General features: G+C 45.2%; 24 protein-coding genes and 1 riboswitch. Of the genes, 3 read left to right on the top strand and 21 right to left on the bottom strand.

Features of this window, described 5'->3' with window-relative positions; genetic code table 11:
- Positions 1 to 60: 60 nt before the first annotated feature.
- The 8 genes from MKY73_RS10290 to MKY73_RS10255 form a co-directional block, all read right to left on the bottom strand.
- The gene (locus MKY73_RS10290) at positions 61 to 711 is read right to left on the bottom strand and encodes an S-layer homology domain-containing protein (protein WP_339307244.1); all 651 of its coding nucleotides are present in this window, start codon (positions 709 to 711) and stop codon (positions 61 to 63) included.
- Positions 712 to 734: 23 nt separating this feature from the next.
- A complete protein-coding gene (locus tag MKY73_RS10285) occupies positions 735 to 4,577 on the bottom strand; it encodes a hypothetical protein (RefSeq protein ID WP_339307242.1) in 3,843 nt (1,280 codons plus the stop codon).
- Positions 4,578 to 4,644: 67 nt separating this feature from the next.
- Entirely contained in the window at positions 4,645 to 4,977 is a 333-nt protein-coding gene (locus tag MKY73_RS10280) for a hypothetical protein (RefSeq protein ID WP_240768054.1), read from the bottom strand.
- A 20-nt stretch (positions 4,978 to 4,997) separates the two neighbouring features.
- Positions 4,998 to 5,477 carry a hypothetical protein gene (locus MKY73_RS10275; protein ID WP_339307240.1) on the bottom strand — a complete coding sequence of 160 codons (480 nt, stop codon included), beginning with the start codon at positions 5,475 to 5,477 and terminating at the stop codon, positions 4,998 to 5,000.
- 128 nt (positions 5,478 to 5,605) lie between these two features.
- On the bottom strand, positions 5,606 to 6,427 hold the full coding sequence (locus MKY73_RS10270; RefSeq protein WP_339307239.1) for a hypothetical protein: 822 nt from the start codon (positions 6,425 to 6,427) through the stop codon (positions 5,606 to 5,608).
- A gap of 252 nt (positions 6,428 to 6,679) precedes the next feature.
- Positions 6,680 to 7,318 carry a hypothetical protein gene (locus tag MKY73_RS10265; RefSeq protein ID WP_339307238.1) on the bottom strand — a complete coding sequence of 213 codons (639 nt, stop codon included), beginning with the start codon at positions 7,316 to 7,318 and terminating at the stop codon, positions 6,680 to 6,682.
- Complete coding sequence (locus MKY73_RS10260; RefSeq protein ID WP_339307237.1) at positions 7,302 to 8,393, bottom strand: glycosyltransferase; 1,092 nt, start codon at positions 8,391 to 8,393, stop codon at positions 7,302 to 7,304. Before MKY73_RS10260 ends, MKY73_RS10265 begins: the two co-directional genes overlap by 17 nt.
- The gene (locus MKY73_RS10255; protein ID WP_339307235.1) at positions 8,371 to 9,030 is read right to left on the bottom strand and encodes a hypothetical protein; all 660 of its coding nucleotides are present in this window, start codon (positions 9,028 to 9,030) and stop codon (positions 8,371 to 8,373) included. Before MKY73_RS10255 ends, MKY73_RS10260 begins: the two co-directional genes overlap by 23 nt.
- Positions 9,031 to 9,219: 189 nt before the next feature.
- On the opposite strand from MKY73_RS10255, the gene MKY73_RS10250 reads away from it, so the two are divergent.
- The 3 genes from MKY73_RS10250 to MKY73_RS10240 all read left to right on the top strand — a co-directional run bounded on the left by MKY73_RS10250 (position 9,220) and on the right by MKY73_RS10240 (position 10,815).
- Entirely contained in the window at positions 9,220 to 9,960 is a 741-nt protein-coding gene (locus tag MKY73_RS10250) for a GT-D fold domain-containing glycosyltransferase (protein WP_339307234.1), read from the top strand.
- Between the two features lie 183 nt (positions 9,961 to 10,143).
- Positions 10,144 to 10,413: a hypothetical protein gene (locus tag MKY73_RS10245; protein ID WP_339307233.1), complete on the top strand. Its 270-nt coding sequence runs from the start codon at positions 10,144 to 10,146 to the stop codon at positions 10,411 to 10,413.
- Between the two features lie 174 nt (positions 10,414 to 10,587).
- Complete coding sequence (locus tag MKY73_RS10240) at positions 10,588 to 10,815, top strand: hypothetical protein (protein WP_339235357.1); 228 nt, start codon at positions 10,588 to 10,590, stop codon at positions 10,813 to 10,815.
- A 402-nt stretch (positions 10,816 to 11,217) separates the two neighbouring features.
- Here MKY73_RS10240 and MKY73_RS10235 read toward each other — a convergent pair whose 3' ends face one another.
- From MKY73_RS10235 to lysA, 13 genes are all read right to left on the bottom strand, one after another.
- Entirely contained in the window at positions 11,218 to 11,985 is a 768-nt protein-coding gene (locus MKY73_RS10235; protein ID WP_339307232.1) for an N-acetylmuramoyl-L-alanine amidase, read from the bottom strand.
- Positions 11,982 to 12,407 carry a phage holin family protein gene (locus MKY73_RS10230; RefSeq protein ID WP_339235365.1) on the bottom strand — a complete coding sequence of 142 codons (426 nt, stop codon included), beginning with the start codon at positions 12,405 to 12,407 and terminating at the stop codon, positions 11,982 to 11,984. Before MKY73_RS10230 ends, MKY73_RS10235 begins: the two co-directional genes overlap by 4 nt.
- Before the next feature lie 161 nt (positions 12,408 to 12,568).
- A complete protein-coding gene (ytfJ, locus tag MKY73_RS10225; protein WP_339307231.1) occupies positions 12,569 to 13,051 on the bottom strand; it encodes a GerW family sporulation protein in 483 nt (160 codons plus the stop codon).
- A 148-nt stretch (positions 13,052 to 13,199) separates the two neighbouring features.
- A complete protein-coding gene (locus MKY73_RS10220) occupies positions 13,200 to 13,937 on the bottom strand; it encodes a DUF2953 domain-containing protein (RefSeq protein ID WP_339307229.1) in 738 nt (245 codons plus the stop codon).
- Positions 13,938 to 14,120: 183 nt separating this feature from the next.
- Positions 14,121 to 14,777, bottom strand: a complete 657-nt coding sequence (gene scpB, locus MKY73_RS10215; protein ID WP_339307228.1) for an SMC-Scp complex subunit ScpB — start codon at positions 14,775 to 14,777, stop codon at positions 14,121 to 14,123.
- On the bottom strand, positions 14,746 to 15,546 hold the full coding sequence (locus MKY73_RS10210) for a segregation/condensation protein A (protein WP_339307227.1): 801 nt from the start codon (positions 15,544 to 15,546) through the stop codon (positions 14,746 to 14,748). Before MKY73_RS10210 ends, scpB begins: the two co-directional genes overlap by 32 nt.
- A gap of 104 nt (positions 15,547 to 15,650) precedes the next feature.
- A complete protein-coding gene (gene ribE, locus MKY73_RS10205) occupies positions 15,651 to 16,118 on the bottom strand; it encodes a 6,7-dimethyl-8-ribityllumazine synthase (RefSeq protein WP_017687651.1) in 468 nt (155 codons plus the stop codon).
- A gap of 102 nt (positions 16,119 to 16,220) precedes the next feature.
- Positions 16,221 to 17,453, bottom strand: a complete 1,233-nt coding sequence (locus MKY73_RS10200; RefSeq protein ID WP_339307226.1) for a bifunctional 3,4-dihydroxy-2-butanone-4-phosphate synthase/GTP cyclohydrolase II — start codon at positions 17,451 to 17,453, stop codon at positions 16,221 to 16,223.
- A gap of 31 nt (positions 17,454 to 17,484) precedes the next feature.
- Positions 17,485 to 18,153 (bottom strand): riboflavin synthase, encoded by a 669-nt coding sequence (ribE, locus tag MKY73_RS10195; RefSeq protein WP_339307224.1) that lies wholly within the window; start codon positions 18,151 to 18,153, stop codon positions 17,485 to 17,487.
- Between the two features lie 26 nt (positions 18,154 to 18,179).
- Positions 18,180 to 19,283: a bifunctional diaminohydroxyphosphoribosylaminopyrimidine deaminase/5-amino-6-(5-phosphoribosylamino)uracil reductase RibD gene (gene ribD / locus MKY73_RS10190; protein ID WP_339235382.1), complete on the bottom strand. Its 1,104-nt coding sequence runs from the start codon at positions 19,281 to 19,283 to the stop codon at positions 18,180 to 18,182.
- A gap of 321 nt (positions 19,284 to 19,604) precedes the next feature.
- A riboswitch (FMN riboswitch) is annotated at positions 19,605 to 19,771 on the bottom strand.
- A gap of 188 nt (positions 19,772 to 19,959) precedes the next feature.
- A complete protein-coding gene (locus tag MKY73_RS10185; RefSeq protein ID WP_339308549.1) occupies positions 19,960 to 21,264 on the bottom strand; it encodes a hypothetical protein in 1,305 nt (434 codons plus the stop codon).
- Positions 21,265 to 21,446: 182 nt separating this feature from the next.
- Entirely contained in the window at positions 21,447 to 21,878 is a 432-nt protein-coding gene (locus tag MKY73_RS10180) for a peptidylprolyl isomerase (protein ID WP_253438709.1), read from the bottom strand.
- A gap of 247 nt (positions 21,879 to 22,125) precedes the next feature.
- Positions 22,126 to 23,457 (bottom strand): diaminopimelate decarboxylase, encoded by a 1,332-nt coding sequence (gene lysA / locus MKY73_RS10175; RefSeq protein WP_145148860.1) that lies wholly within the window; start codon positions 23,455 to 23,457, stop codon positions 22,126 to 22,128.
- Positions 23,458 to 23,505: the final 48 nt, after the last annotated feature.

Here is a 23,505-nt window from a genome sequence, read left to right as displayed (position 1 = left end):
CATTTTCGTATGATAAACACCTCCTATCTTTAGAATAGACAGAAAAGAGAGTAGGTCACCCTACTCTCGAATTGTTCGTTCCAGCAGACGCTTGGTACGCATCAGGAAAGTAACAAACTCTGCTCTGGTTATAAAGTTTTCCGGTCTGAAATATAGAATGGGTGTGCCATCCAATTGCGTTACAACTGTCAGTCCCAAATCAGCCAAACGTTCAATGGAATCTCTTGCCCAGTGGTCCTTCCCTTCTGTCGTCTGTAAATCCTGAAACTGTATCGCACTTTTACGGTCATATCCATCTTTTTTGATCAGGGTCATGGTCAACTCGACCTTGTACCCCTTCTGATCCTTATCCATCGTATCCTGATGATAGAAAATAGGGTCAACTTTGATGGACTCTACAACACCAACATAGATATTGCCCTTCTCATCATAAAATTTGTGTGTCCAGCCTACGTACATGACGTAGTCGTGATAGGATTGCTTATCTTTAAACAGAATGTTAATGATCGCCTTGTACGAAGACACACCCATCTGATGAAAATGCGAAGGAGCATTAATCATTTTAATTTCCCTCACTTGCGGATTGGGCGAAGGTGAAGAGTACGGATCAATAATTCTTCCGTTCACTGGCTCGAACTTCATGCCTGTATCTACCATCAGCCTTCTTTTATACCGGTCATTTACTAAGCCAAACGGGTCTTGCTGAGTCATATCAGATGCCCTCCTTACCTATTTTATCTCGGGATATGATTGCTTCCCATTCTTGCACCTACATTGCTGGCCATATAGTTCACCATACCCGGGTTGTTCTGCCGCAGTGTCTTGTCCAACGTAGATGTCAGTCTCTCCACATCTTTTGTGCTGCCTGTCATATTATCGATGTTCACGTGAACCGTAACATCACCCGAACCAACCATCACACTCTTATGTGTATTGCTCGTGGTCATGTAATCAAAATAATCCATGACCTTAAGACCTGCTGGAATGTTGAATGTGGATATCGGTTTATCCATTTTTTTGCTAATTTCAGCCAGATTTTTGGACTGTTCTACACCTAAGGACTGGATCTGTTTAAAAATATCCATGTATTCATTGGACCCTGGTTTAAATACACCGCTATTCAACAGATTCTTCCACTCTTGCTTGATCGAACTGATTTGTGAGTTCATTTCAGATGCACGGGACTTGTTCAATGCAATTAATTCTGGTGCATCTTCCTTACCGCCATTAGCCGCAAGAAGATCATACATTCGTTTATCATAATCCAACTGCGTCAACTCAAGCTGATCATTCATCTTGCGTCTAAGCTCATCAATTTGGCTGTTTTTGACACCATTCAGTTCAAGCTCTGATTGTGCCTTTTGTTGTTTCTTCTCATTGATCTCCAGACCCAGTTCATCTTTCTCCTTACCTTCAGCCATCTTGTCATACGTCTTCTGTAAACTTGCAATGGCCTTATCGAAGAACTTGATATTCTCTTGCAAATATTTCTCCATTAGCGCACGCATCTGACCCGAATCTTCTCGTACACCACTAATCAACAAACGGGATCGTGTGACTTGATAATTGGTTTCGTTGTCACTTGTCGATTTGTTCAGCTGACGATTAATTTTGGCGATCATTTCATCAATGCCATTACTTTGCGGCTGAGGCTTATACCCATTAGCCAATGCCCCAATTCCGCCCGCAGCAGGAATATACTGCATTTGGGGTGGTATGTATTGTATCTGCGGTTGTTGTTGAGTGTTATCAACAGTTGGCTTTCCTGACTCTTTATCCATTTGAATCTGAGCATCTTTTTTCTCTTGCTCGTAGTTATACTCTTTGGCCAGTTTTTTCTCGACTGCATCTCCACCTTTTTCGGACCATACCGCTTTGAACCCCTTCCAGTAGTCCCCGAACTTGTTATTCGTTGCATTGTTACCAAATAGGCTGCTGATTCCTCCCTTAACAACTGCATCCATTCCAAGGTTAAGGCCTTTCCACACTTTACCTACAACTGAAGACTGCTCCATATCTTTAAAATCCTTGGCCAGTTCCTCTTTATTTGTTGCACGAATACTCTGCTTCTCCGCTTCTGATTTCCCCATATTGCTCAGAGGATCAACTAGACCGGATACGACATCAACCGCGGTCATGGCCGCGCCAAGATAAGGAACGGCTTTTAGGGGCTTCAGTATCGACTTGCCCAACTTGCCGAGCTTTGCCCATTTTCCTGGTCCGTTTTTCTTACGCTCTCTCGTAATATCACGCTGGGTGAGGATATCTCCGGGGGTTCCATCAGGTTTATCCGGTCCTCTAAGTACGTTCCCATCCTTGTCACGAATAGGTGCATGACCGTTAAAAAATGCTTTTTTACTACCGACTTCCTGCATATCTTTGAATCTCTGTTTAATCCCTCGCCGCTTGGGCTTGTCCTTCTTCTTCTTGTCTGAACCAAAATCCATAACTTCCTCAATCTTTGATGAAGCCATATCCTTAATTGCGTCATTGATGAGTTCTTGATGTCTCTCTAAAAAAGGTTTGTTTGAGGAATCTTCCTTGTCCTCCTTCACAGGGGATCCACCGCTGCCTGCACCTGGAACAACTAGTAATCCTCCTGGACCACTCATCATGCTCGCGAGTTGAACTTGTTCAAGTTCCTTCAGTTTGGATATGTATGCTGTAGCATCGATCATGCCCTGTCTAAAAGAAGCATTCAACTCATTGACTTCGGTTCTCAGTGTGGAGAGAACATCATTCAATAGCGTTGACTGCTTACGCAGCTTCTGAATCTCGGATTCGTAGCGCTGAACATCGGTTGAACCGTATGTAAACTCAGCATTAAGGAAGTACAATTTGTTGCGTAGTTCAACTGCATCCAGGTCCATGTCATCCATCGCCATCATCAGTACTCTAGATTGGTGTTCAAGTTGCATCATTGCTTTGCTCGTGTCATCCAGTTCTCGGCCTAGAAACTCAAGACCTCGCTTCGTCTTTGCAATCTGAATATCGAGTGAATGCATTTCTTCTCGCAACAGAAGAAGTTCTCGGCTATACGTTTTGACTCGCTTCTCAGCTTCGTCACGTTCTTCTGCATGAATGGAAGAAGCCGCTGTATCTCCATTTTGTATTGCCTGATTATACATTTCATCTTGATGATCACGGTTAGTCCGTGCCTGAATTACATCATCTCGCTTGGCGGCAGCCCTACTCTGGATCTCTGTTCTGCGCTGATTCAGAGTCTGTAGACGACTCTGCTGTCTATCCATTTCCTGCGCTACACCAGCACGCTGCACATCCGTGACTCGAAGTCGTTCGGCAACATCTCTCCCCGTATTTTCGACTTTCCCTGGATCTGATGTTGTAGGATCATATCGTTTCTGATCACTTTCATTCATCACTTCACCGAACTTATCCCACGCAACCTGAACTCCGACTTCATCCATAATTCGGTTAAGGAGTTCCATATGATCAACAATTCCACTTGTACGATCACCAATTAACCGCATGACTGCAATAAGATAATCGCCCAGCTCGGCAAATTCCTCTTTTAACCCCTGCATCGCATCATGTGTTGCAATCTGAAATGCGATTTCGATCTCTCGTTGTCGGAATTGCAGATGATCTCTTCCACCGGAGCGTTGTTGGATGGGCGCGTTTGCATCCGCAGCCTTCAATTGTTCAGCAAGAAGATCGAACATGACTCGATTCGATGTAAAAGCCTGCTGCGGAATCATATCTCCTTTTTCCTGAACCGCCAATCCAGCCTGGCTAATCCAGTTGGCTAATGCATCCTCTTGTGCAAGCGTTCCATGAGGCTTACTGGCCATTGGAAGAGTTTGACGCATCATATCCATTAAGTCCTGAATGCCAATATCCAACATCGTTGCAGCCCTGATCATCATGTCTGTAACTTGGGACAGCTCAAAGCCACTGCTTCCCGATGCCGCAGTAACAGCTTCCAGGCCTGTTGCCGTCTGTTCTACATCGGTATTGCTCACTGCATGCAGCTTGGCTACTTCTTCGGCAAACTCTACAGCTTCAGAGGCATGATCATAATTACGAGAGCCAATGCGATAGGCAAGACCTACATCTTCCTGATCCATGCCATGTTGCAGTGCAATCTGTTGCAGATTTTTGACCGTTCCGGCTTGTGTGTATTGCCTACTATCATCCGATGTTCCAGACGATCTGAGCTCGAAATTCTGGTCCGCCCGGCTCAGCTGTTGATCCATCTGCTGTGACGAGGCAAGGGATTGCTTGAGCATTGTTGATGAGTACCCCTTGGTTTCACCTGCTGAAATATATTTCATCGTATTCATCACGGAGTCTAACAACTCCTGTGATCCAGCTGCTGACACATCCTTCATTTCACTGAATGCTCCACGATAGAATTGCTCCAGATCGTTAGTCAACGTTTCAATCATTTGCGACTGCATATCACTTCTGATCGTCTCCACACGTCTAACCAGCGTGCTAACACCTGATAAGTAGCTCCCTTTCAGTGCTGCATTTTGTCCAGTTAATTGATCCCTATCCGTTAATATTTCTTGTGTTAAGGAGTGTTTATCCCCTTGTCCTTCTGTTTCAGTCAATAGAATCACCGCCTTTATGCATAAATCCCGTTCTACCTTCATTTAGGCAAAACGGGATATCTCTCTCTTATCCTCCGAGCGCTTGTGCAAGCATACCTATATCATCTTCTGATATCTCCGTGTAATCCTCGTCATTGAAGGTTCTTTTACGTCTGACGGTCCCATCTTCTTCGACTTCCTCGCCCCCACCGCCACCGAACATGCGAAGAGGTGCTGTCATAAGTTCAATCTCAAATTGAATATATTTCTCGGCTGACTTGCACAGCTCCGCAACCTGAGGGAGTGTGTACTCCCAAATCTCCCACTTGTTCAGCCCACAGTGTTTATGGAGGGTGAAGAAGATCTCTCCCCAGTGAACGGGTTCTTGTGTTTCCGTATCACGGATTTCGGTTCCCTCCAAAGACTCCCCCTCGGTGCGTTCTACTTTTTTAAACCATTGAGTCCAATGAGCATATCAATGACTTTACGAGCTGTGTTCAGATCGAGGTACTCATCCAGATATTCTCGATTGATGATATACTCACCATGCTCATCTTTGGTCACGATATGTGGATAGTTTTTGAATGCCATCGCCAATACATCAAATAAATCCTGCTGACGCTTTTCGTCCAGTTCATCATTCTCAGTCGGAATGAAATTAAGAATAATGGCATCAATATTCACCGTTTTCAGCAACTTCATCAGACGACGGGCATCCTTCAGGTTACATGGCGGAATTCGATATTTCCGTCGATCCCGCAGGGTAATAATCTCATCATCTTCAAAAAATGCACGCTCAGCCGCTTCCACTTCCTCCAGCGACACTCGTTTGTTCTCCGGATCATCCTTGATTCGTTGCGCCGCTTCCTCATTCAGCTTTTCCGCAAGCTCACGCTCGGCTTTTTCTCGTTCTGTTTCCATGAATTTAAAGACCTCCCCAGGACATTCTCCCCTATATAATAAAAAACCTGGCAAGGCAAGGCGCTGTGAAGGGGAGGACACAGATGCCGTTTGATACCTTGCCAGGAGCAATCAACCTTATTCAGATATTAGATCTTGCTTGGTGCGCTGAAGCGTTTGATACTGCCAATTTTTCCGTCAGCACGTTCCGGATCAAGAATCTGCAAGGAGATTGCAGATGCAGAAGCGGCAGCACGCTGGGCATTGATGCTGAATGTTCCTTTTGCACGGCACATGTACAACTCGGTTTCAACACCTGCATACGAACCATCTTTTTGCTGGAACGTACCGTGATGAATGACAGAGATCGGGAATGGAACTTCATCAACCAACAGATCAACCATGTCTACAATTTGGTCTCGCTTGTAGTTGAACACAACCTCTTTACCGATATGGGCAGCATTCAGGATAACTACATCATTCGCTTCGTCGTAGAAGAACGCATTGGGTTCCACGGCCGTTCCTTTGGAAGTGAGTTGTTTCAGCAACGTGTTGGAATCTTTGAGACGAACCGTAATGTCACCGTTACTTCCATAGATATCACTCGCATGCTTCGGTTTGGCTTCAGCAAATCCGGAATTGGATACGCCAGCAGCCGCTGTAGACTGCTCATTCAGTACCCATACATAAGACTTCACTTGCTCTTGTACCGTTGAACCCATCATCAGCTGGATTGCATCCAGATCGAACTTGGCGTCTGTTGCCGATACTTCGATCGATTTCGACTTCACCAGTACATCAATCGCGAACAGACCGTCACCACCAAAGATATCCTCAAGCTCCACGTTAAGGTCAATTTTCAGATCTTGCAGCGTACCCAGGGTAACTACCTCAATTTCGCCCATTGGATCTGCTGGAAGGCGTTTTGCCATGAACGTACCTACACCTTTGATAATCATTTTTTTAGCCATTGAATAGTCCACTCCTTAGGATAATTATGTAATTTTAGCTACGGAGACTTTCTTAAGCCGGGATCAGGTTAAATGACTTGATGATCGGGAGATCCTTCGTTAACCTGTCTGGCTATTGGCCGTCTCTGCTTTTTATAGTGTAGAACGCTATCTTCATTCCCTAACGATAATGTCAACGAAATATATTGAAGCCCGAATTGCCCTGTCACCTTGCAAAAGGGATACTCCCATATATGATCAAAGAAAAGACCCCTACATCAGAGGGGCCGTTCTGTTGGGCAAAGCATCTATAATTTGCGCAACCTGTTCTGCACGTTCTTTGATCTCAAATTCATCGGCAGTAACCAGATGAACATGCGAGCAATATTTGCCATGCTCATAGATTCTCTCGGGAGTAATAAAGACAACGTCAGCAATAGCTTCCATCTTGTGCTTATGCTTCTCATATTGATCCGGGTCGGTCAACGAATCAAATACGACCAGATCAGGATATGCTGTCTCGACCGAACTTGCCAGCCGACTATCGTTCACCCAATAGATTACGCGATCCCCCTGAAACAGCGTACGGACATTCTGGCCCACACGGGCTACGACAAAGTTTGGAAGCTCCGGATGAGGATACTCCAAGGCATCTACCTGATAGAACTCATCACTGGAGTTGATATATATTATATTGTAGCCTACTTCCGCGAGTGCTTTTAACAGCCGCTGTGGTCGACGCCCGAATCGTTCACTATGGAAATCGATCGCAGGCAGATATACAATCGTTGTATTCGTGTTTGGGGTGTATGTCGTAACATTGAACTCCATCGCATCAATCTCTATTTTTGGAAGCTCCATTGGCGGAGTCGTTGATTGACTACCAAACATTCGTTTAAATATCTTTTTCATGATTTCCGCCTCCCATCACCTGATTAATCATCCTCACGGCATCCATTGCCCTGCCATCCCAGCTATTAGACTTAGCCACTTTTACTCGCGCAGCAATTCTGGAAGCACTATTCTCACGAATGGCTTTCTCCAACATCACTCCGCAATTATGCTGATTCATAAAGTAAGTTACATCGCTGTATTTATGAACAATTTCCTCCATACGTGTCGTTAACACAGGCTTGCCCGCAGATAAATATTCGTAATACTTGATTGGATCGCAGCCACGGATCATCTCTGTCAGCTTGAATGGCACGATACAGACGTCGAATTGAGCAATGTAGGCTGGAAGCACTTTATAATCTTTGTGCGGAAGACAAGTCACATGGGGATGCACAATATTTTTTTGATAAAGGGCATTGTTTCCAATCAAAACGACACGATAACCTTTATCTGCAATAGCGGTAATCAGCGAATAATCTACCCACGATGCCATTGCCCCATGGAAACCCACCACCTTTTGCCCATCATGAACTTCGGGGAAGTCCGCCGGTTTCGGCAGATCCGCTCGCGCTTTCTCAAAATGATGAACATCTGCCCCATTGGGGCACATAAAGATTGGTTTGCCGTCATGTTTATGGGCTTCATACATCACCTTGGCAGTTGTAGCGATCAGATCTGCACGGTCAAAACATTTCGGGATGTAGGATTTCCACACAGCAAACTCATCAGCTGAATTATCGAGGTAATCAAATACGGTGAAATCAAACTTCCGCCCATCCGAATAATTGTACTGGCCTGGATTCGAGAACCAGAGTACCTTCTTCCCTTTGACCAAGTGATCGTAGTTCACGCCTTTTTGCACAAGGAACAGATCCTCATTTAACTTTTCAATCGGGCGGCTCTGCTTTTTGTACGTTTCTTCATTGATAAAGATAGCCCGTACACCTGGAATATTGGAGAAGGCGGTCATCAATTGCTGAGGACGTTGGAACAGGAGGTTCCAGTCAAGTGCAGGCGGGTAGACGATGGTCATTTCCATACTTTCCAAACCCGGATTTTCCCGTTGCTTTCTACGAAGCAGCCAATTGAGCAATCAACTCCACTCCTTCCGCATAGGCATGAATGGGGCGTAACCGAGTATCTACATATAGTTCAAACCCCAATCTTCGTGCTTGCTCACAGAATGGTGCATCTTCACCTGTTGGATGAGAACCATATCGAACGCCTGCTTCGATCACTTCACGCTTAATCAAATATACGGCACCTGTCAGATCTACCGGGAACATGCCCGCTTTGAATTCAGGTATATGTTTTCCGCCAATCATGGCATTATGAGCCTTCAACTTTGGATGATTCCGTATAAGCATGGAACATACATCCTTGTCATTATCCATTAACTGCCGTAGGCTACCCTCGGGAATGATGATGTCCGTATCGATTGAGAACAGATAATCACAGTCCGATTTTAGAAACTCTTCCAGAAGCATATTTCTCAACAACGCCAGGTTGTGATAGGAATATTGTCCACGTATATGTCCATATGTTCTCCCCAGATTGTGCGTCAGATAAGGAATGTGGTGACGATCAAGGATATGCTTCGTCTGATCTTCACTATCATTCAGGATGTACATATACTGCTTCTGCACTACTTGCTGCTCAAGTGATTGCAAGTGCCTTTCCATAATCCAAGCCCGATTTCGCACAGGACTACCTATATATACCTTTTTCACAGTCTATCCCCTCTCCCTTTTTACATAGTCTAGACTGTTCCTCTATAACCTTCGCACGTTGAACAAAATGTAGTGATTCTACAAAAGAAGAGAGAGAACGAAGCATTTTTCCTATTCTAGTACAGAAGGAGTTGATGAATATGTATACCAAAGAAACCATTATTCACAGATGGAAAGAAGGTGATATGCATGCTGGGGAGTGTAGATTTAATCCGCAACTGGTTCCAAATGGCCTCTGATGGAGAAGCCCATGCTTCTGTTCGATTTGGGGATGCTTCCAACACCATTCTGGCTCACGACACCGTTCTGACCATGGATTTCATCAAGTCTCATTACGGCTGGCTGAACGATCCTACCTATTGTGGGATAACCTTACCCAATGCAAGTGCAAGAGAAATTATCGTACACTGCCTGCGAAAAGCGGACTACGTCGGACATCTGATCCAGACAGATCACTGGTATTTCAAACCGTTATTTGATATGTGCCTTGCCTATTACAAAGTGGAACCCAAAGAGACCTTCTATGCCTTTGAGAATAATTACATCGCCCGATTCAAGTTATTCTATGAAACATTCAAGAACATGCCTATTCTGATCTGTGGGGCCAAAGCCGAGCAATATCGAGAAGTTCTGGAGCGGAGATACGGGTGGACAAGCATCGTGGGAACGGTGGACTGTCCCTCATGGTCTCATGTGAGCACAGCTTCCAAGCAAATGGAACATATCTATCAACAGACACCGTGGAAGCTTGCTCTGGTATGTGCAGGTGCTCCCGGCAAGGTACTGGCTATTAAGGCCAAAGAACTGCATACCGTTGGTGTTGACTTAGGTTCCGGAGCAGATGTTGCCATTCAAGCCGACAACGAAAATCTGAACGCCTGGGATTACAACGGATTCCCTGATTATTGGGAAGGCAGACCCAAAAAATGACCCTCTCCGGGTCTTTTTTATTGGATAAAACGGTGATTCCAATCCGATTTTATTGACTTAGTGGCTGTTGATAAATTAAACTATCTGCCTTATTATTGTTAAGATAACTCCTAATCTAACCTGGTTTAAACTTGCATGAAGAGGAGCTCTGCTAAGATATTCGAACCGTTGGAGGGAAATGTAATGGCGTACTCACAGTCAAAGACTGAAATAGTAGCAACTCATTTAAGAACAAGATTTATGGAAGGTAATGTGGAAGGACATGAGATCGTTGTTGCCTTGATCAGTATGGTCAAAGCTGAGAAGATTAATCTAGATGAGGTTGCACCTATTCTCTCTACAGTCTTTTTTGAACAACCACAAGGTATTCTGTTGGCACTCGAAAAAGCTAGCGCGCTGATTGATGATGAATTAATTGATTCCATTCTCCACGAAGTAAACAAAAAAGCTTAGTCTTACATACAAGGGGAGAGCTTACCATCAGATTTTAATTACATCAACCCATTATTCTCTCCACACTTTTAGATTAAATAGATTAACTACTGAGAAATTGGGCTTTCTCGTTATTTTATGTCCTCCTCCGCTTATTCTAGTAGTATTACGAAGGAGGGGACACCGATCGAGACAGTGAATAAGGCCATTTTATTTTTAGCAGTTATTGAAACTTTGCTTGAAGCGCTACACCATACTGAAGTAGATCAGACAGAACTTGTGGATTCGCTTGTTATGTTAGGTTTTGATCCCATTGAGATGTTGTACGAAACGAATACGATTAGATCTTTCCAAAAGATATGCAGGGCTTTTGCAGAACTCCATCTTACTGATGAGGCCCTAGACAAGTTCTCAAAAGAATAATTACATAAGCAGAACCTCACATTACATTCAACGTGGGGTTCTGCTTTTATTTATATTTATGAATTCTGAAGCCATTTTGATCAAATCATCTTAATCTTCTCCATCCTGCTTCGTATAGGTCATCTAGGGACCATGGACCTCTTCATCGCCCCTATTGACTCTGACTTAATATACGAAAGGACGGTTGTATGAGCTCACCCGCAACAACTCATGTGATTAAAACAAATCAACTCGCGGTTATTGGAGTCGTCGACGAATCCTCGATTCAGATCCAGTATGAACTTGAGTATCCTGATCATATCGTGATTATACAAGATTTTTATTTTCTGAAAGATCCAGCACACTTTAACTCATGGTTAATCGGCAGGCATCCTTAGCTCCTAATCCACATGGATCTCACGGTTAGGACTTTTTGCGTCTGCGCTCATCAATCAAGACCTTCAGTAACAGCAACTCTCCATACGTTAACTTCTTTTTGCGTACCTTCTCTACCCAGGCCCAATCATCGATTACTTTGTCGTTATAGGCATCTTCAATGTACTGATCAAGTTCATTCCAGGCCCATTGTGCGTAATCCAAAACGGTATTCATGTCATCATCCTCCGTGACTGCTATTGGTTGTAGTGGGTTTAATTTTGTATGTACTGCTTGCTTGAATCTTTCATATTCGCTTGGTTGTTTAATCCATGGGAGTGGGCATTCCTTCCATCCAACTACTTCTTTATGTGTAAAGAAGACAGGTGGGAAGCCTCGTTCCCTGATCAGGTATATAACAAGATCTACAACGTTATTGAATGTATCTTCATGGATACTGCCATCCTTTTCAATGCACATCTCAATGCCCACTGTACTATTGTTCGGATATGTCCCAAGATTGGCTAGAGCTTCCTTCGTGTATGTTGCGCTCCCGCAATGGTAGGCCAATTCATCATCCGGCAGACTGTTATATATCGAAGTTCGATCTACCGAGTAGTGTGCACTTGCATAGCGGCCTTTAACTGCTTTGTTGGAATCTTGCTGTGCCAAGCTCGCAAAGTATTTGCTAATATTCTTGGCGGGCGCTCCGGGAGAAGCTGTATAATGCATCACAATTCCACGTTTCGCTTTTAATTTCAGTCCGACTCGGCTGTATTTATTAACCGGGATGTAGTCTTTGGTGATTTGTATCATGACATTTTCCCCTCGTCTTCAACTTGATCTTCATTGCCTCGAAGCTTAAAGAGAGCTGAGGTGATAAACTTTGGTACAGGCAGGCCCAATTTCCCCAGGTTCTCCAATATACTGATTCCTTCTGTACCGATAATGAACATTAGCATCGCATCTCTCATAAAATCATTGGAGTTGCCTGCAACCATATCCAGTTGATGTGCAATAATGACAAAAACAAATGTCAATGACTTACGAGCAAGCCCCCACCATCCAACCCTGCTGGATAACTCCTTCCTATACCATGCAGACATTACGCCTGTGATGTAATCCAGCCCCACAAAGATGGTCACTGCAATAAACAGGTGATCAATCCCTCCTACCAAATACACGACTGCCGATAGCAGCCAGCCAAACAAAACCATAAAAACGGTGTCTCTGTGCATTAACGTTCCCCCTTCAATAACCTATTTCATGTCTAGGTTAGGCGGATCATAGACATAAGTCTCATGCAATACAAAAACCTTCAAAAAACCACTCACCATTCACCAAACAAACAGCAAAAATCCCTCACGCTTGGATGCGGGAGGGATCATGACCAACTTATTCAGCTATAGGTTGAAGGATCTGGTGTAACCGGTACATCTGTTGTATTCATTGGTGTTGTATTACGTTGGAACATGCCTTGAATTCGATCAAGAACATAAGGCGTAGAGTCAATGAGTTTCTCAAACAGATGTGTGGAGTTATCAAGTGGTACAATGTGTACCCCCTGTTTACCTACCACCAGGAACGCAATAGGACGTATGGATACACCGCCGCCGCTACCGCCACCAAATGGAGAAGCCACTTTTGCTGAACTGGCATGTTCAGTAGAAGTCCCCGTGGCACCACTTTTGCCATTACTTTCTCCATTGACGTGAAAATCACTACCACCGGCAGCAAATCCGAATCCCACCTTACTGATTGGCAGAATCACGGTACCATCCGGTGTTTCGACTGCATCGCCAACAATTGTATTGACATCCACCATGGCCTTGATATTCTCCATAGCGGTTTCCATTAAGCCTTGAATTGGATGATCTGACATTTTAATTCCCTCCAGTTTCAATGTAAGCTAGGTTTGATCTAACCATATCATCCCCAAACTTGAAGGGACTTATGTAAATAAGCAATTTAAGAACACTCCCTGAACTCCAACCTCATACTCCCAAAAACAGACCGACTAAGATGGACATCTACAGTGCTGTCCCACTAAGTTTTTTCTTTTGCTTTCGCTTCTCCTTACGCTTACGGCGTTGTTCTTGAAGAAGCTTGAGCCACATCCGCCATCCGCCTTCGACTTGGAGCACACGGGTTAGCAGTGTAAATCCAGCGATCAAAAGAGCTGTAATCCGAATCTTTACTCTGCAATCGAGCTCTGTTCTGAACTCCATTTCGTCTGACCACACCGGCATCACCTGAAGCACGGGTGTATCATCGAACCGAATCTGATAGGTGAGAAAACCAACAATAATGGACTTGATACTCCACACCCAGCCCGTCAGCACCGCGGTGTATGCTGCATCGCCAACGCCGATGTGGGTAGACCAGGACAGTTGAGTCATATGCACATGCATGAGTGTTTGCTTGAGCCACAGCTTGAGTGCATCAGTCGCTCTTAGCATAACCTTTACATCTTTGGCCCACTTTTTGACTTTACGTTTGTTCACCCGCTCACTACCCTGGGCTTCCCCTCTGGAATGATTCATGGACTGTTCAGTTTTGACCAGAAAACCTTCCTTCATATTGCGAAAAACAATACTCGGGATCTCATAGTTAATCCGCACAATTCCATAAAGAATACGAACATTAATATTGGCGTAATCATCACTTTTATGCTTACTGAATGTAAAATGTACATGAACATTTGAGATGAGGACTGCGGCAATCAGCAATGCGAACAATAAACCGATTCCTCCAAGCCAAATCCACACAGGCCTTACCTCCAAGCCCTCAATTCTTTTCTCGTCTAGTATGGCACTCTGGATAGGAAAAAATTCACGTCTGACCTAAAAATCCCATTTCATATTGTTTGGAACTTATCTATTCGCCTTTTTCTAAAAATAAATGCAAAAAAACCGACCCCACTATCGGTGTCGGTTAATATGAACTTGCAATTAAAGAGAAGGATCCGAATGATCGTCTTCATTGTCGATATGACTTAGATCATCTGCCGGATCAGCACTTTCCGGTTCCAGTTGTTGCAAATCCAGTTTGTTGAATAACAGTTGTGTCTCTTCCTCCAGGTTTTCCGAATCTTCGAACAAGCCTGGTTCCGGAAGATCCTTAATTGAAGCTAATCCAAAATAATCCAGGAATGACTTGGTCGTTCCGTACAAAATGGGGCGTCCAATTGCCTCCGCTCGTCCCACTTCAATGATTAGATCCTTATTCACAAGTGTATGAATAGCCCGCTCCGATTTTACACCGCGAATCTCCTCAATCTCAACCCGGGTAATCGGCTGCCTGTACGCCACAATGGCCAATGTCTCCAGAGCCGCCTGGGATAAGGAAGTCCGTGCTGGAGAGTACGCCAATTTCTCAAAATATACAGCATGCTCAGGCAAGGTGCCCAACTGAACTACGCCAGCAATCTTTAGAATCTGTACGCCTCGGCCCTGCTGTGAAAATTCACGAATCATCTCCTCAATCGCGTCCGTTACAAGCTCCACTCGCTGATCCACGATCTCGGCAATTTGTTTGATGCTTAGACCCTCTTCTCCGGACAAAAACAGCAGGCCTTCAATAATCGATTTCAATTTCGGAAAATCCATGATTCTTTGTTTCCCCTCTCCACTCCATAACGATATCCTCGAACATCCGTTCCTGATAACAGACAATCTGCTTCATCTTCATCAATTCCAGTACCGCCAGAAAAGTGACAACAATCTCATGGCGATAGATATGCTCATCCATCAATTTGGAGAATAACAGTCTGCCTCCCGGCCCCATACTTTCCAAAGCGCCGATGACATCCCGTATCCGTTCCTTAACGGAAATCTCATCCCGCTTGATCCGGGTTACGGTTGTACGCTTCTCAGCCTTGCGTAGAGCCTTCTGAAATGCTGCAATCAGGTCAGAGGTATGCAAACCCTCAACCGGGTTCGAAGGGGCTTCTACAGGCATATAAGGGCGCAGATCCTCGGGCTCTTTGGAAAATATAAGGCTGCGTTCCCACTCCCGTTCATGAAGGTGACGCGCAATTCCCTTGTATTTGCGATATTCTATCAGACGCGCAATCAGCTCTGCACGTGGATCATAATCTTCTTCTTCCATATAATCATAATCCTCGAAATCCTCAATGACCGGTGGTTTGGGCAGTAAAAGTTTGCTCTTGATTGACAGCAGTGTAGCTGCCATAACCAAAAATTCACTCGTAATATCCAGTTCCAGTTCCTGCATTGAATGCAAGTACGCCATGTATTGATCGGTAATATCGCTGATGGGAATATCCTGGATATGAATTTCAGCCTTGTCAATCAGATGAAGCAGCAGATCCAAAGGCCCTTCAAAAGTCTCCAGTTTGTATGTAACTACCGTCACTAGACGAATCCTCCCGCCAGAAAAATACAAAACCCTGCCAAGCCGTCCGAATTCGGTTTCCCGTCTTCGTCTGCGCATAGCAGGGCACTACTATTAAATAAGCACTATTTTAGCTGTTTCGTCAAGTTTGCCATCTCAATTGCCGCCGTAGCTGCATCCCAACCTTTGTTACCTGCCTTGGTTCCGGCACGTTCAATCGCTTGTTCAATATTTTCTGTCGTAACCAGCCCGAAGATTGTAGGCACGCCAGTTTTCAGGTTAATTGCTGCTACCCCTTTAGCCATCTCATTGCACACATAATCATAATGTGTGGTTGATCCACGAATGACCGTACCCAGGGTAATCACCGCATCATATTTGCCGCTCTCCGCCATTTTCTGCGCAATCAAAGGGATTTCGAACGCTCCTGGCACCCAGGCTACATCCACTTCATCATCCTGCACACCGTGACGTTTGAATGCATCGAGCGCTGCACTAAGCAATTTACTGGTGATAAATTCGTTGAAACGACCAACAACAACTCCATATCTGGATCCTTCTGATACTAAATGTCCTTCGAAAAATTGTGGCATTCAAGTCATCTCCCTAACGGTATAATTTAATGTAAGTAACGGAAATTCCTAAGAAATCAATTCCATAAATTACATGGTGAACGTTGTTCATCTAAAACGCATTTACTGTTCGTTCTGCTCGATATCATCAAACTTGAGCATATGCCCCAGCTTGGCTTGCTTCGTATGAAGATACACCGTATTGTCCTCGTTCTCTTTCATTTGGATCGCAACACGCTCTACGACTTCAAGTCCATATCCTTCAAGACCTTTAATTTTACGAGGATTATTGGTTAGCAGTCTGATCTGACGAACCCCAAGGTCTTTCAGAATTTGGGCGCCAATTCCGTAATCACGCAAGTCGGCAGCAAATCCCAGCTTCAGGTTTGCATCCACCGTATCCAGACCTTCCTCTTGCAGCTTGTAGGCTTTGAGTTTGTTGATGAGTCCAATGCCTCGACCTTCCTGTCTCATATAAAGCAGTACGCCGTTGCCTTCTTCGTTGATCTGTTTGAGTGCTGCATCAAACTGAGGACCACAGTCACAACGATGGGAATGGAATACATCGCCTGTCAGACATTCAGAGTGTACCCGTACAAGTACAGGTTTGGAACCATCAATCTCACCTTTAACCAGAGCCACATGTTCCTTGTTGTCTACAGCATTTGTATAGGCCACTGCTTGAAACTCGCCAAAGTCTGTTGGCATACGTACAGCCACTTCACGTTGAACCAGCTGTTCTTTTTCATTACGGTAACGAATCATGTCCTGAATACTGATCAGCTTCAGATCATGTTTGCGGGCAATCTCCTGCAGATCCGGAAGTCTGGCCATTGTGCCATCTTCCTTAATCACTTCACAGATAACGCCTGCGGGATACGAACCACACATAATGGCCAAATCTACTGCCGCTTCAGTGTGCCCCGCACGACGAAGTACACCTCCGTCTTTTGCAATCAGCGGGAACATGTGACCAGGCTTACGGAAGTCCCCGGATTTCGCCTCAGGATCGATCAGACCTTTCACGGTAATAGAGCGTTCATGTGCCGAGATACCGGTTGTCGTATCTTTGTGATCCACAGAGACCGTGAAGGCAGTTCCGTGGAAATCCGTATTTTGTTGAACCATTGGTTTCAAGTTAAGTTCATCCGCACGTTGTTGTGTAATCGGAACACAGACCAGACCTCTACCTTCAGTAATCATGAAATTAATGACTTCAGGTGTCGCCTTTTCAGCCAAAGCGATAAAATCGCCTTCATTCTCCCGATCTTCATCATCCACAACAATGACGGGTTTGCCACGCATGAGATCATATATGGCTGCTTCTATCGTGTCCAAAATGGATTGTTCTGACATTGTCCCACCTCCAGTTTATTTCTTTCTCTATTTATGCAAATCCGTGATTGGCGAGAAAATCTTCACTGATACTGCGCGGCTTGCCAGCATTCGTCTCTCGATGTCCTCTCCCATACTGGAGCAGATGATCCACATATTTGCCCAAAATATCGCATTCGATATTAATGGTATCCCCTGTCTTTTTCACATTTAGTACAGTTTCACCAATGGTATGCGGGATAATGGAAACCGTGAATGCGGTATCCGATGTATGGACAACGGTCAAGCTAATACCATCCAGTGTAACCGATCCTTTGGGGATCAGGTATTTGAACAACTGGTGATCATCCGGCTTGATCTCAAACACAATCGCATTCTGATCACGTGTTATACTGCCAATCACTCCAGTACCATCGACATGGCCCTGAACGATATGTCCGCCAAAACGGCCACCTGATTGCATGGCCCGCTCCAGATTAACTTTACTGCCGGATTGCAGCTGACTGAGATTGGTATGGCGATACGTTTCAGGCATGACATCGGCTGTAAAGCCGCCACCTTCCAACGTTGTCGCAGTTAAACATACTCCGTTCACTGCTACACTATCACCTATCTTCAGATCGTCCATGATGGCGGAAGCTCCGATATTCAGGACCATCGCTTCGCCTTTCCGACCAATACGCCGGATCTGACCAACTTCTTCCACCAAACCGGTAAACATGCTGCCGCCTCCCTTGTTTAATTTATTTATTCAGGCCACACCGGAATACCGCCAATGCTGATATTATCTCCAACTTGTTCGATCTCCAACTGATTCAATTGAATTGCCTGATTCATACGTTCCACACCCTCGAAGCGGAAACTGCCAGGTGTATCATAACCGCCTACAATCTTAGGAGCGATAAACATGAGCAGTCGATCGACCAACCGTGCCTCCAGCATCGCTCCATTCAGAGTGCCTCCGCCTTCAAGCAAAATCGAACCAATCTCACGCTCACCCAACTTGCTGAGTCCGTTTAACAGATCCACACGTGGTCCAGGACCACAGCGGATAATTTCAACACCGTAGGCTTCCAAACGTTCAGCAGCTTCAGGACTGGCTTCGTCTGTTGTCAATACCCATGTTGGAGCAAGACCATCCTTAACCATTTTGGAACCTACTGGAAGACGCAACTTGGAATCCACCACGATTCGTACCGGGCTGATGCCTTCCACTTGCAAGCGGGTTGTAAGTTCCGGATTATCTGCGATCACCGTGTCGACACCAACCATAATGCCTTGGTGACGATGACGAAGGGCATGCACAATCTCACGAGCAGACTCGTTGGAGATCCACTTGCTGTCTCCGCTGCGAGTAGCAATTTTCCCATCCAAAGTCGTAGCCGTTTTCAGTGTCACGAAAGGAAGGCCTGTTGTAATAAATTTAATGAATTTTTCATTCATGCGTCTTCCACGCTCACGCAGTACGCCAACTTCAACTTCAATGCCTTGTTGACGAAGCATGCTTATGCCTCTGCCGGATACTTGCGGATTTGGATCTTCACAACATACCACAACACGTTTTACCTTTTCATGAATCAGGCGTTCACTGCAAGGTGGCGTCTTGCCATAATGACTGCAGGGCTCAAGTGTAACGTATACCGTACTGCCTTCTGCATCGCTGCCCGCCATGTTCAGTGCATGTACCTCCGCATGACCGGTTCCACGTTTCAGATGGCTCCCAAGGCCTACAATACGCCCCTCTTTCACAACCACACATCCAACAACCGGATTAATTCCCGTCTGTCCCTGTGCTCGTTCCGCCATATCTAGTGCCAGTGCCATATAAAATTCATCATTGATCATTTCCAAATCCGTTCACCCCGCGGTTTAAAGTCTTGTTTATTAAAAAATCCCCGTCGAACAACCGTTCGATGGGGATGATGAGAGACAAATGTCAACAACAGGAGTGAAATGGATACAGCACGCCAACACTTTGCCCAAAACTTCATTTCGGGCAAGTGAAAATAGACACATACCTTAATGAACATCAATTACAGGTAAAGAGCTTTTATCGTGTGGCATATGTATGGAACTGTCCGGCCTAGCCGGATCTTCCCTGCACAGTGCAAGACAAACACATCGTGACTGTACAGCCAAACTCCTGCTGAATGCAAACTTGTTAGGTCTGCACCTCTCCTTCTCCCATCCAGACTATACTGTCGGTTCTGGAATTACACCAGATCAGCCATCTGCCACAGGCAGACAGGTCACGGACTTTGCATCAAGTGCTGGACATGTGTCCTTACACTCCCTGCATCACCGCCGGTAGGGAATTGCACCCTGCCCTGAAGGATTGCTTTCGTTATTAATTGGATGTTAGCACTTTAATGCCAAAAAATCAATTGTTTTTTGTTCCTTTTTGTCACATACTAACTTTTAATAAGCTAAGATACAGCAAAAAAACCGCATCTCACTAAGAGACACGATTTTAAGTTTTTAGATTATAGATTTTAGTTTACATCCTTCTCAGTTCCATCACAGCATTCTACATATCAGGAAAACACCAACGCACCATATGCTTCAAATCTTTGGCATTGTGAAATGGCAAGCGGTCAGGTTCTGGCAGTGGCGAACTGGGAAGCGGAATACCTCTCGCAACTCTTCTGACCCAACTTGTGGAATCGATCGCGATAGCCGAGCATTGCCAGCGTCCAGTCGTTCTCGGTCGAAACGTTCCCTGCAAATCGGCTTTTCCCGGCATGTCAGGAAAGACACCATCGAGATATTCAACGATAACGCGTTTGTCTCTGACTTCATGACAGTATACCGTCACCCATACACCTTCCCGGACCCGAACAGCATACACATCTCCAGCTTCTGCCTCCCCTGTGCCTGCATCAGAAGATTTCTTTGGCACTTTCCCCCGGACACTTCTCATTTTCTCCAATGCGCCCAGGGTCGTTTCCTTTAAAGGTGGACTCTCTTCAGGCTTATCCGCAAGAGATATGCTACTCAGATCAAAATCATGGAATATCTGGTTAAGGTTCTTCTCATTGATTCCGATAGATGAGTCCCACCACGCCAGAGGCGCCTGTACCTCAACCCGCACATTGGGGCGCGCGTCACGCTGTATGTAAGTCGTGTATTCTGTGATCATTCCGGGATGTTCCGGCGTATCCAGTATGCCAATCAGAGCTAATGTCTCAAGCAAGTCCCGATAGGCATATTCCTTTTGTGTAGGCAAAAGACGTTCCTTCTTGAGTGCTATTGCTGCTTTGCTGTAGCGTGTTTTTGGAGGTAAGTGGCGCAGCACCGTTAACACCGCACGGAGTGTCCAGCGGTCGTAATCATTAGGTATTGGAAGCTCCTGCGCGGCAGCTAGCTCTCGAAGTGCCAGTACATGTCCAAAGGGATCACCATCCAAAGGTGTTCCATTGGTCATGCGCCAATACCATTGCAACGTCGAGTCGGTTGCTTGATCTACGCTTAATCCGCAGATCTGACAAGTACTCGAAGATGGATATGGCGTGTGTTCATGGCTTGGCATACCGCTTGCAATAAGCTTGCCCGTAATCAGCGAGCGCCAGATCATGGGTGCTGACCACATCGATGCGACAAAGGCCTGTGCTGCTTCATTTATCGTCCATTGATTTGCAAGTTGTTTCAGCTCACTGATCGTTTCATCATGCCCCGGACGTACAAACCGGTTCGGTTCATGCCTCGCTGTCTCAAGCGCTTCTAAATCCGGTGTGGATATACTCTGAGAAACATCATGTCGGGATGCCTGTAGTTTTTCGTCCCATCGTGTGGGTCCGCTATAGACTTGTTTTAACAAACGTAATTGATCCACTGTATTCAAAGGTTCTTCATCCTCCCTTGTCGCTTCGTCTAACGACAGAATAACCCCATGCCAGAACTTTCGCCAGATCCATTATGCTCATTTTGCACTATTTCATGATGAAAATAAAAAAAGTGCTTCTATAAAAGAAGCACTCCGAGTTTAAATCAAGTAAGTCAACGTTACAAAGCTTATTAAGCTTCTACAACTTCAACAGTCTCCATTTTGTCTTTACCTTCCAAAGCGTCCACGAACTCCATACCTTTGGTTACTTTACCAAATACAGTATGTTGTCCATCCAAATGTGGTTGTGGTTGGTAGCAGATGTAGAACTGGCTTCCACCTGTGTTACGGCCAGCATGTGCCATAGCCAGTGTTCCACGCTCATGTTTGTTCGGGTTGATTTCACAGTTGATTGTGTAACCTGGGCCACCTGCACCAGTACCGTTAGGGCATCCGCCTTGAGCTACGAAGCCAGGGATAACGCGGTGGAATGTAAGACCATTGTAGAAACCGGAGTTAGCCAGTTTCTCAAAGTTTGCTACTGTGTTGGGAGCTTCTTGATCGAACAGATCGATCAGAACTTCTCCGCCGTTTGCCAATTTAATTTTCGCTTGTTTCGCCATATGTAAATGACTCCTTTCGTATTGACCATCGTTAATGGTGCCAAAACGCATGACCCTGGGTCAAGCATTACAGCACTTTTCTTAGTGTACACCGAAAATGACCGGATCGCAAAAAAAACGGCAACTTTTTTCACAATTTAGTCCGAATACGTAAAAAGCAGACGAAAAAGGAAGTTCCCTTTTCATCTGCTTCAACTATAGAATCCCTATATCCTAAATAATGCAGAAACGCATTATCTTTGACGAATTAGCGAGTTACTGGCTGTTTGCCAATACGCGCTGGTACCAGGTCATTCTGGATGATATCCTGATACGTCTCACGGCGTACCACGACATCTCCTTGACCGTCTTTGACAAACACAACAGCTGGACGACGAATCCGGTTGTAGTTGCTCGCCATGGAGTAGTTATACGCGCCTGTGCAAGCTACAGCGAGCAGATCACCACTTTCCACTTTTGGCAGGTCCAGATCCCAGATCAGCATATCGCCACTCTCACAACATTTACCCGCAACGGATACCGTTTCCTGAGCAGCCTCATTCGCACGGTTAGCAAGCACAGCTTCGTACTTGGATTCATACAAAGCAGGACGAGGGTTATCGGTCATACCACCGTCAACAGCAACGTATTTACGCACGCCCGGAATGTCTTTGCTTGTTCCAACGGTATACAGCGTTGTTCCCGCTTCACCCACGATGCTACGTCCTGGTTCAACCCAGATCTCAGGTACGGCATAGCCAATTTGGGCAAAATGATTTTTAACTGCGTCTGTTATAGCCTTCACGTATTGCGCAACTTCAAGCGGTGTATCTCCGTCGATATAACGGATTCCGAATCCACCACCAAGGTTAACCACTTTAAACGCAACGTTAAGACGTTCATATACGCTTGCTGCAAATTCAGCAACACGTTGAACAGCCATCTGGAAGCCTTCAACTTCGAAGATCTGGGAACCGATGTGGGAATGCACACCGAGCAATACCAGGTTAGACTGCTTGGAAGCCAGTTCAATCGCTTCAAATGCTGTACCATTCCCGATATCGAATCCAAATTTGGAATCCGTTTGACCAGTGGAAATATATTCATGCGTATGGGCCTCAACACCAGGCGTCACACGAAGCAAAATATTTACTTTACGATTTTTGTCCGCTGCTACAGCCTGCAACAGATGCAATTCATTGAAGTTATCAACAACAAAGCATCCAATCTCTGCATCAAGAGCCATTTCGATTTCTTCCAGCGTTTTGTTGTTACCGTGGAAATGAATGCGCTCAGCCGGAAATCCTGCTTGCAGTGCAGTGAACAGTTCACCATCAGATACAACATCCAGGGAAAGTCCTTCTTCAGCTGCAAGTGCACACATCGCCATTACACAGAATGCTTTACTTGCATATGCAACCTGGAAACCCAAGCCGGAAGCGCGGAATGCTTCCATGTACTCTCTGCAACGCTCGCGAACCAATTGCTCGTCCACAACATACAGGGGAGTTCCAAATTGTTCTTTCAGATCTGTTGCATCCACTCCGCCAATCTCCAGATGCCCTTGCGCATTTATTTTACTTGTACCATGTAAATACATAATCTGCATTCCTCACTTTTTTGTATACTGGAACAGTTGCTATTCCAA

Source organism: Paenibacillus sp. FSL R5-0519, from assembly GCF_037974275.1.
Lineage (GTDB): Bacteria > Bacillota > Bacilli > Paenibacillales > Paenibacillaceae > Paenibacillus.
This window is presented reverse-complemented; position numbering and strand designations above follow the sequence as displayed.

What these genes read in the sequence shown, in the direction of transcription:
- MKY73_RS10290 (WP_339307244.1), bottom strand. Translation starts at nt 711, where the DNA reads ATGACTCAGCAAGACCCGTTTGGCTTAGTAAATGACCGGTATAAAAGA.
- MKY73_RS10275 (WP_339307240.1), bottom strand. Translation starts at nt 5,477, where the DNA reads ATGGAAACAGAACGAGAAAAAGCCGAGCGTGAGCTTGCGGAAAAGCTG.
- MKY73_RS10270 (WP_339307239.1), bottom strand. Translation starts at nt 6,427, where the DNA reads ATGGCTAAAAAAATGATTATCAAAGGTGTAGGTACGTTCATGGCAAAA.
- MKY73_RS10265 (WP_339307238.1), bottom strand. Translation starts at nt 7,318, where the DNA reads ATGAAAAAGATATTTAAACGAATGTTTGGTAGTCAATCAACGACTCCG.
- MKY73_RS10250 (WP_339307234.1), top strand. Translation starts at nt 9,220, where the DNA reads ATGCTGGGGAGTGTAGATTTAATCCGCAACTGGTTCCAAATGGCCTCT.
- MKY73_RS10245 (WP_339307233.1), top strand. Translation starts at nt 10,144, where the DNA reads ATGGCGTACTCACAGTCAAAGACTGAAATAGTAGCAACTCATTTAAGA.
- MKY73_RS10235 (WP_339307232.1), bottom strand. Translation starts at nt 11,985, where the DNA reads ATGATACAAATCACCAAAGACTACATCCCGGTTAATAAATACAGCCGA.
- MKY73_RS10230 (WP_339235365.1), bottom strand. Translation starts at nt 12,407, where the DNA reads ATGCACAGAGACACCGTTTTTATGGTTTTGTTTGGCTGGCTGCTATCG.
- ytfJ (WP_339307231.1), bottom strand. Translation starts at nt 13,051, where the DNA reads ATGTCAGATCATCCAATTCAAGGCTTAATGGAAACCGCTATGGAGAAT.
- scpB (WP_339307228.1), bottom strand. Translation starts at nt 14,777, where the DNA reads ATGGATTTTCCGAAATTGAAATCGATTATTGAAGGCCTGCTGTTTTTG.
- ribE (WP_017687651.1), bottom strand. Translation starts at nt 16,118, where the DNA reads ATGCCACAATTTTTCGAAGGACATTTAGTATCAGAAGGATCCAGATAT.
- MKY73_RS10200 (WP_339307226.1), bottom strand. Translation starts at nt 17,453, where the DNA reads ATGTCAGAACAATCCATTTTGGACACGATAGAAGCAGCCATATATGAT.
- ribE (WP_339307224.1), bottom strand. Translation starts at nt 18,153, where the DNA reads ATGTTTACCGGTTTGGTGGAAGAAGTTGGTCAGATCCGGCGTATTGGT.
- MKY73_RS10180 (WP_253438709.1), bottom strand. Translation starts at nt 21,878, where the DNA reads ATGGCGAAACAAGCGAAAATTAAATTGGCAAACGGCGGAGAAGTTCTG.
- lysA (WP_145148860.1), bottom strand. Translation starts at nt 23,457, where the DNA reads ATGTATTTACATGGTACAAGTAAAATAAATGCGCAAGGGCATCTGGAG.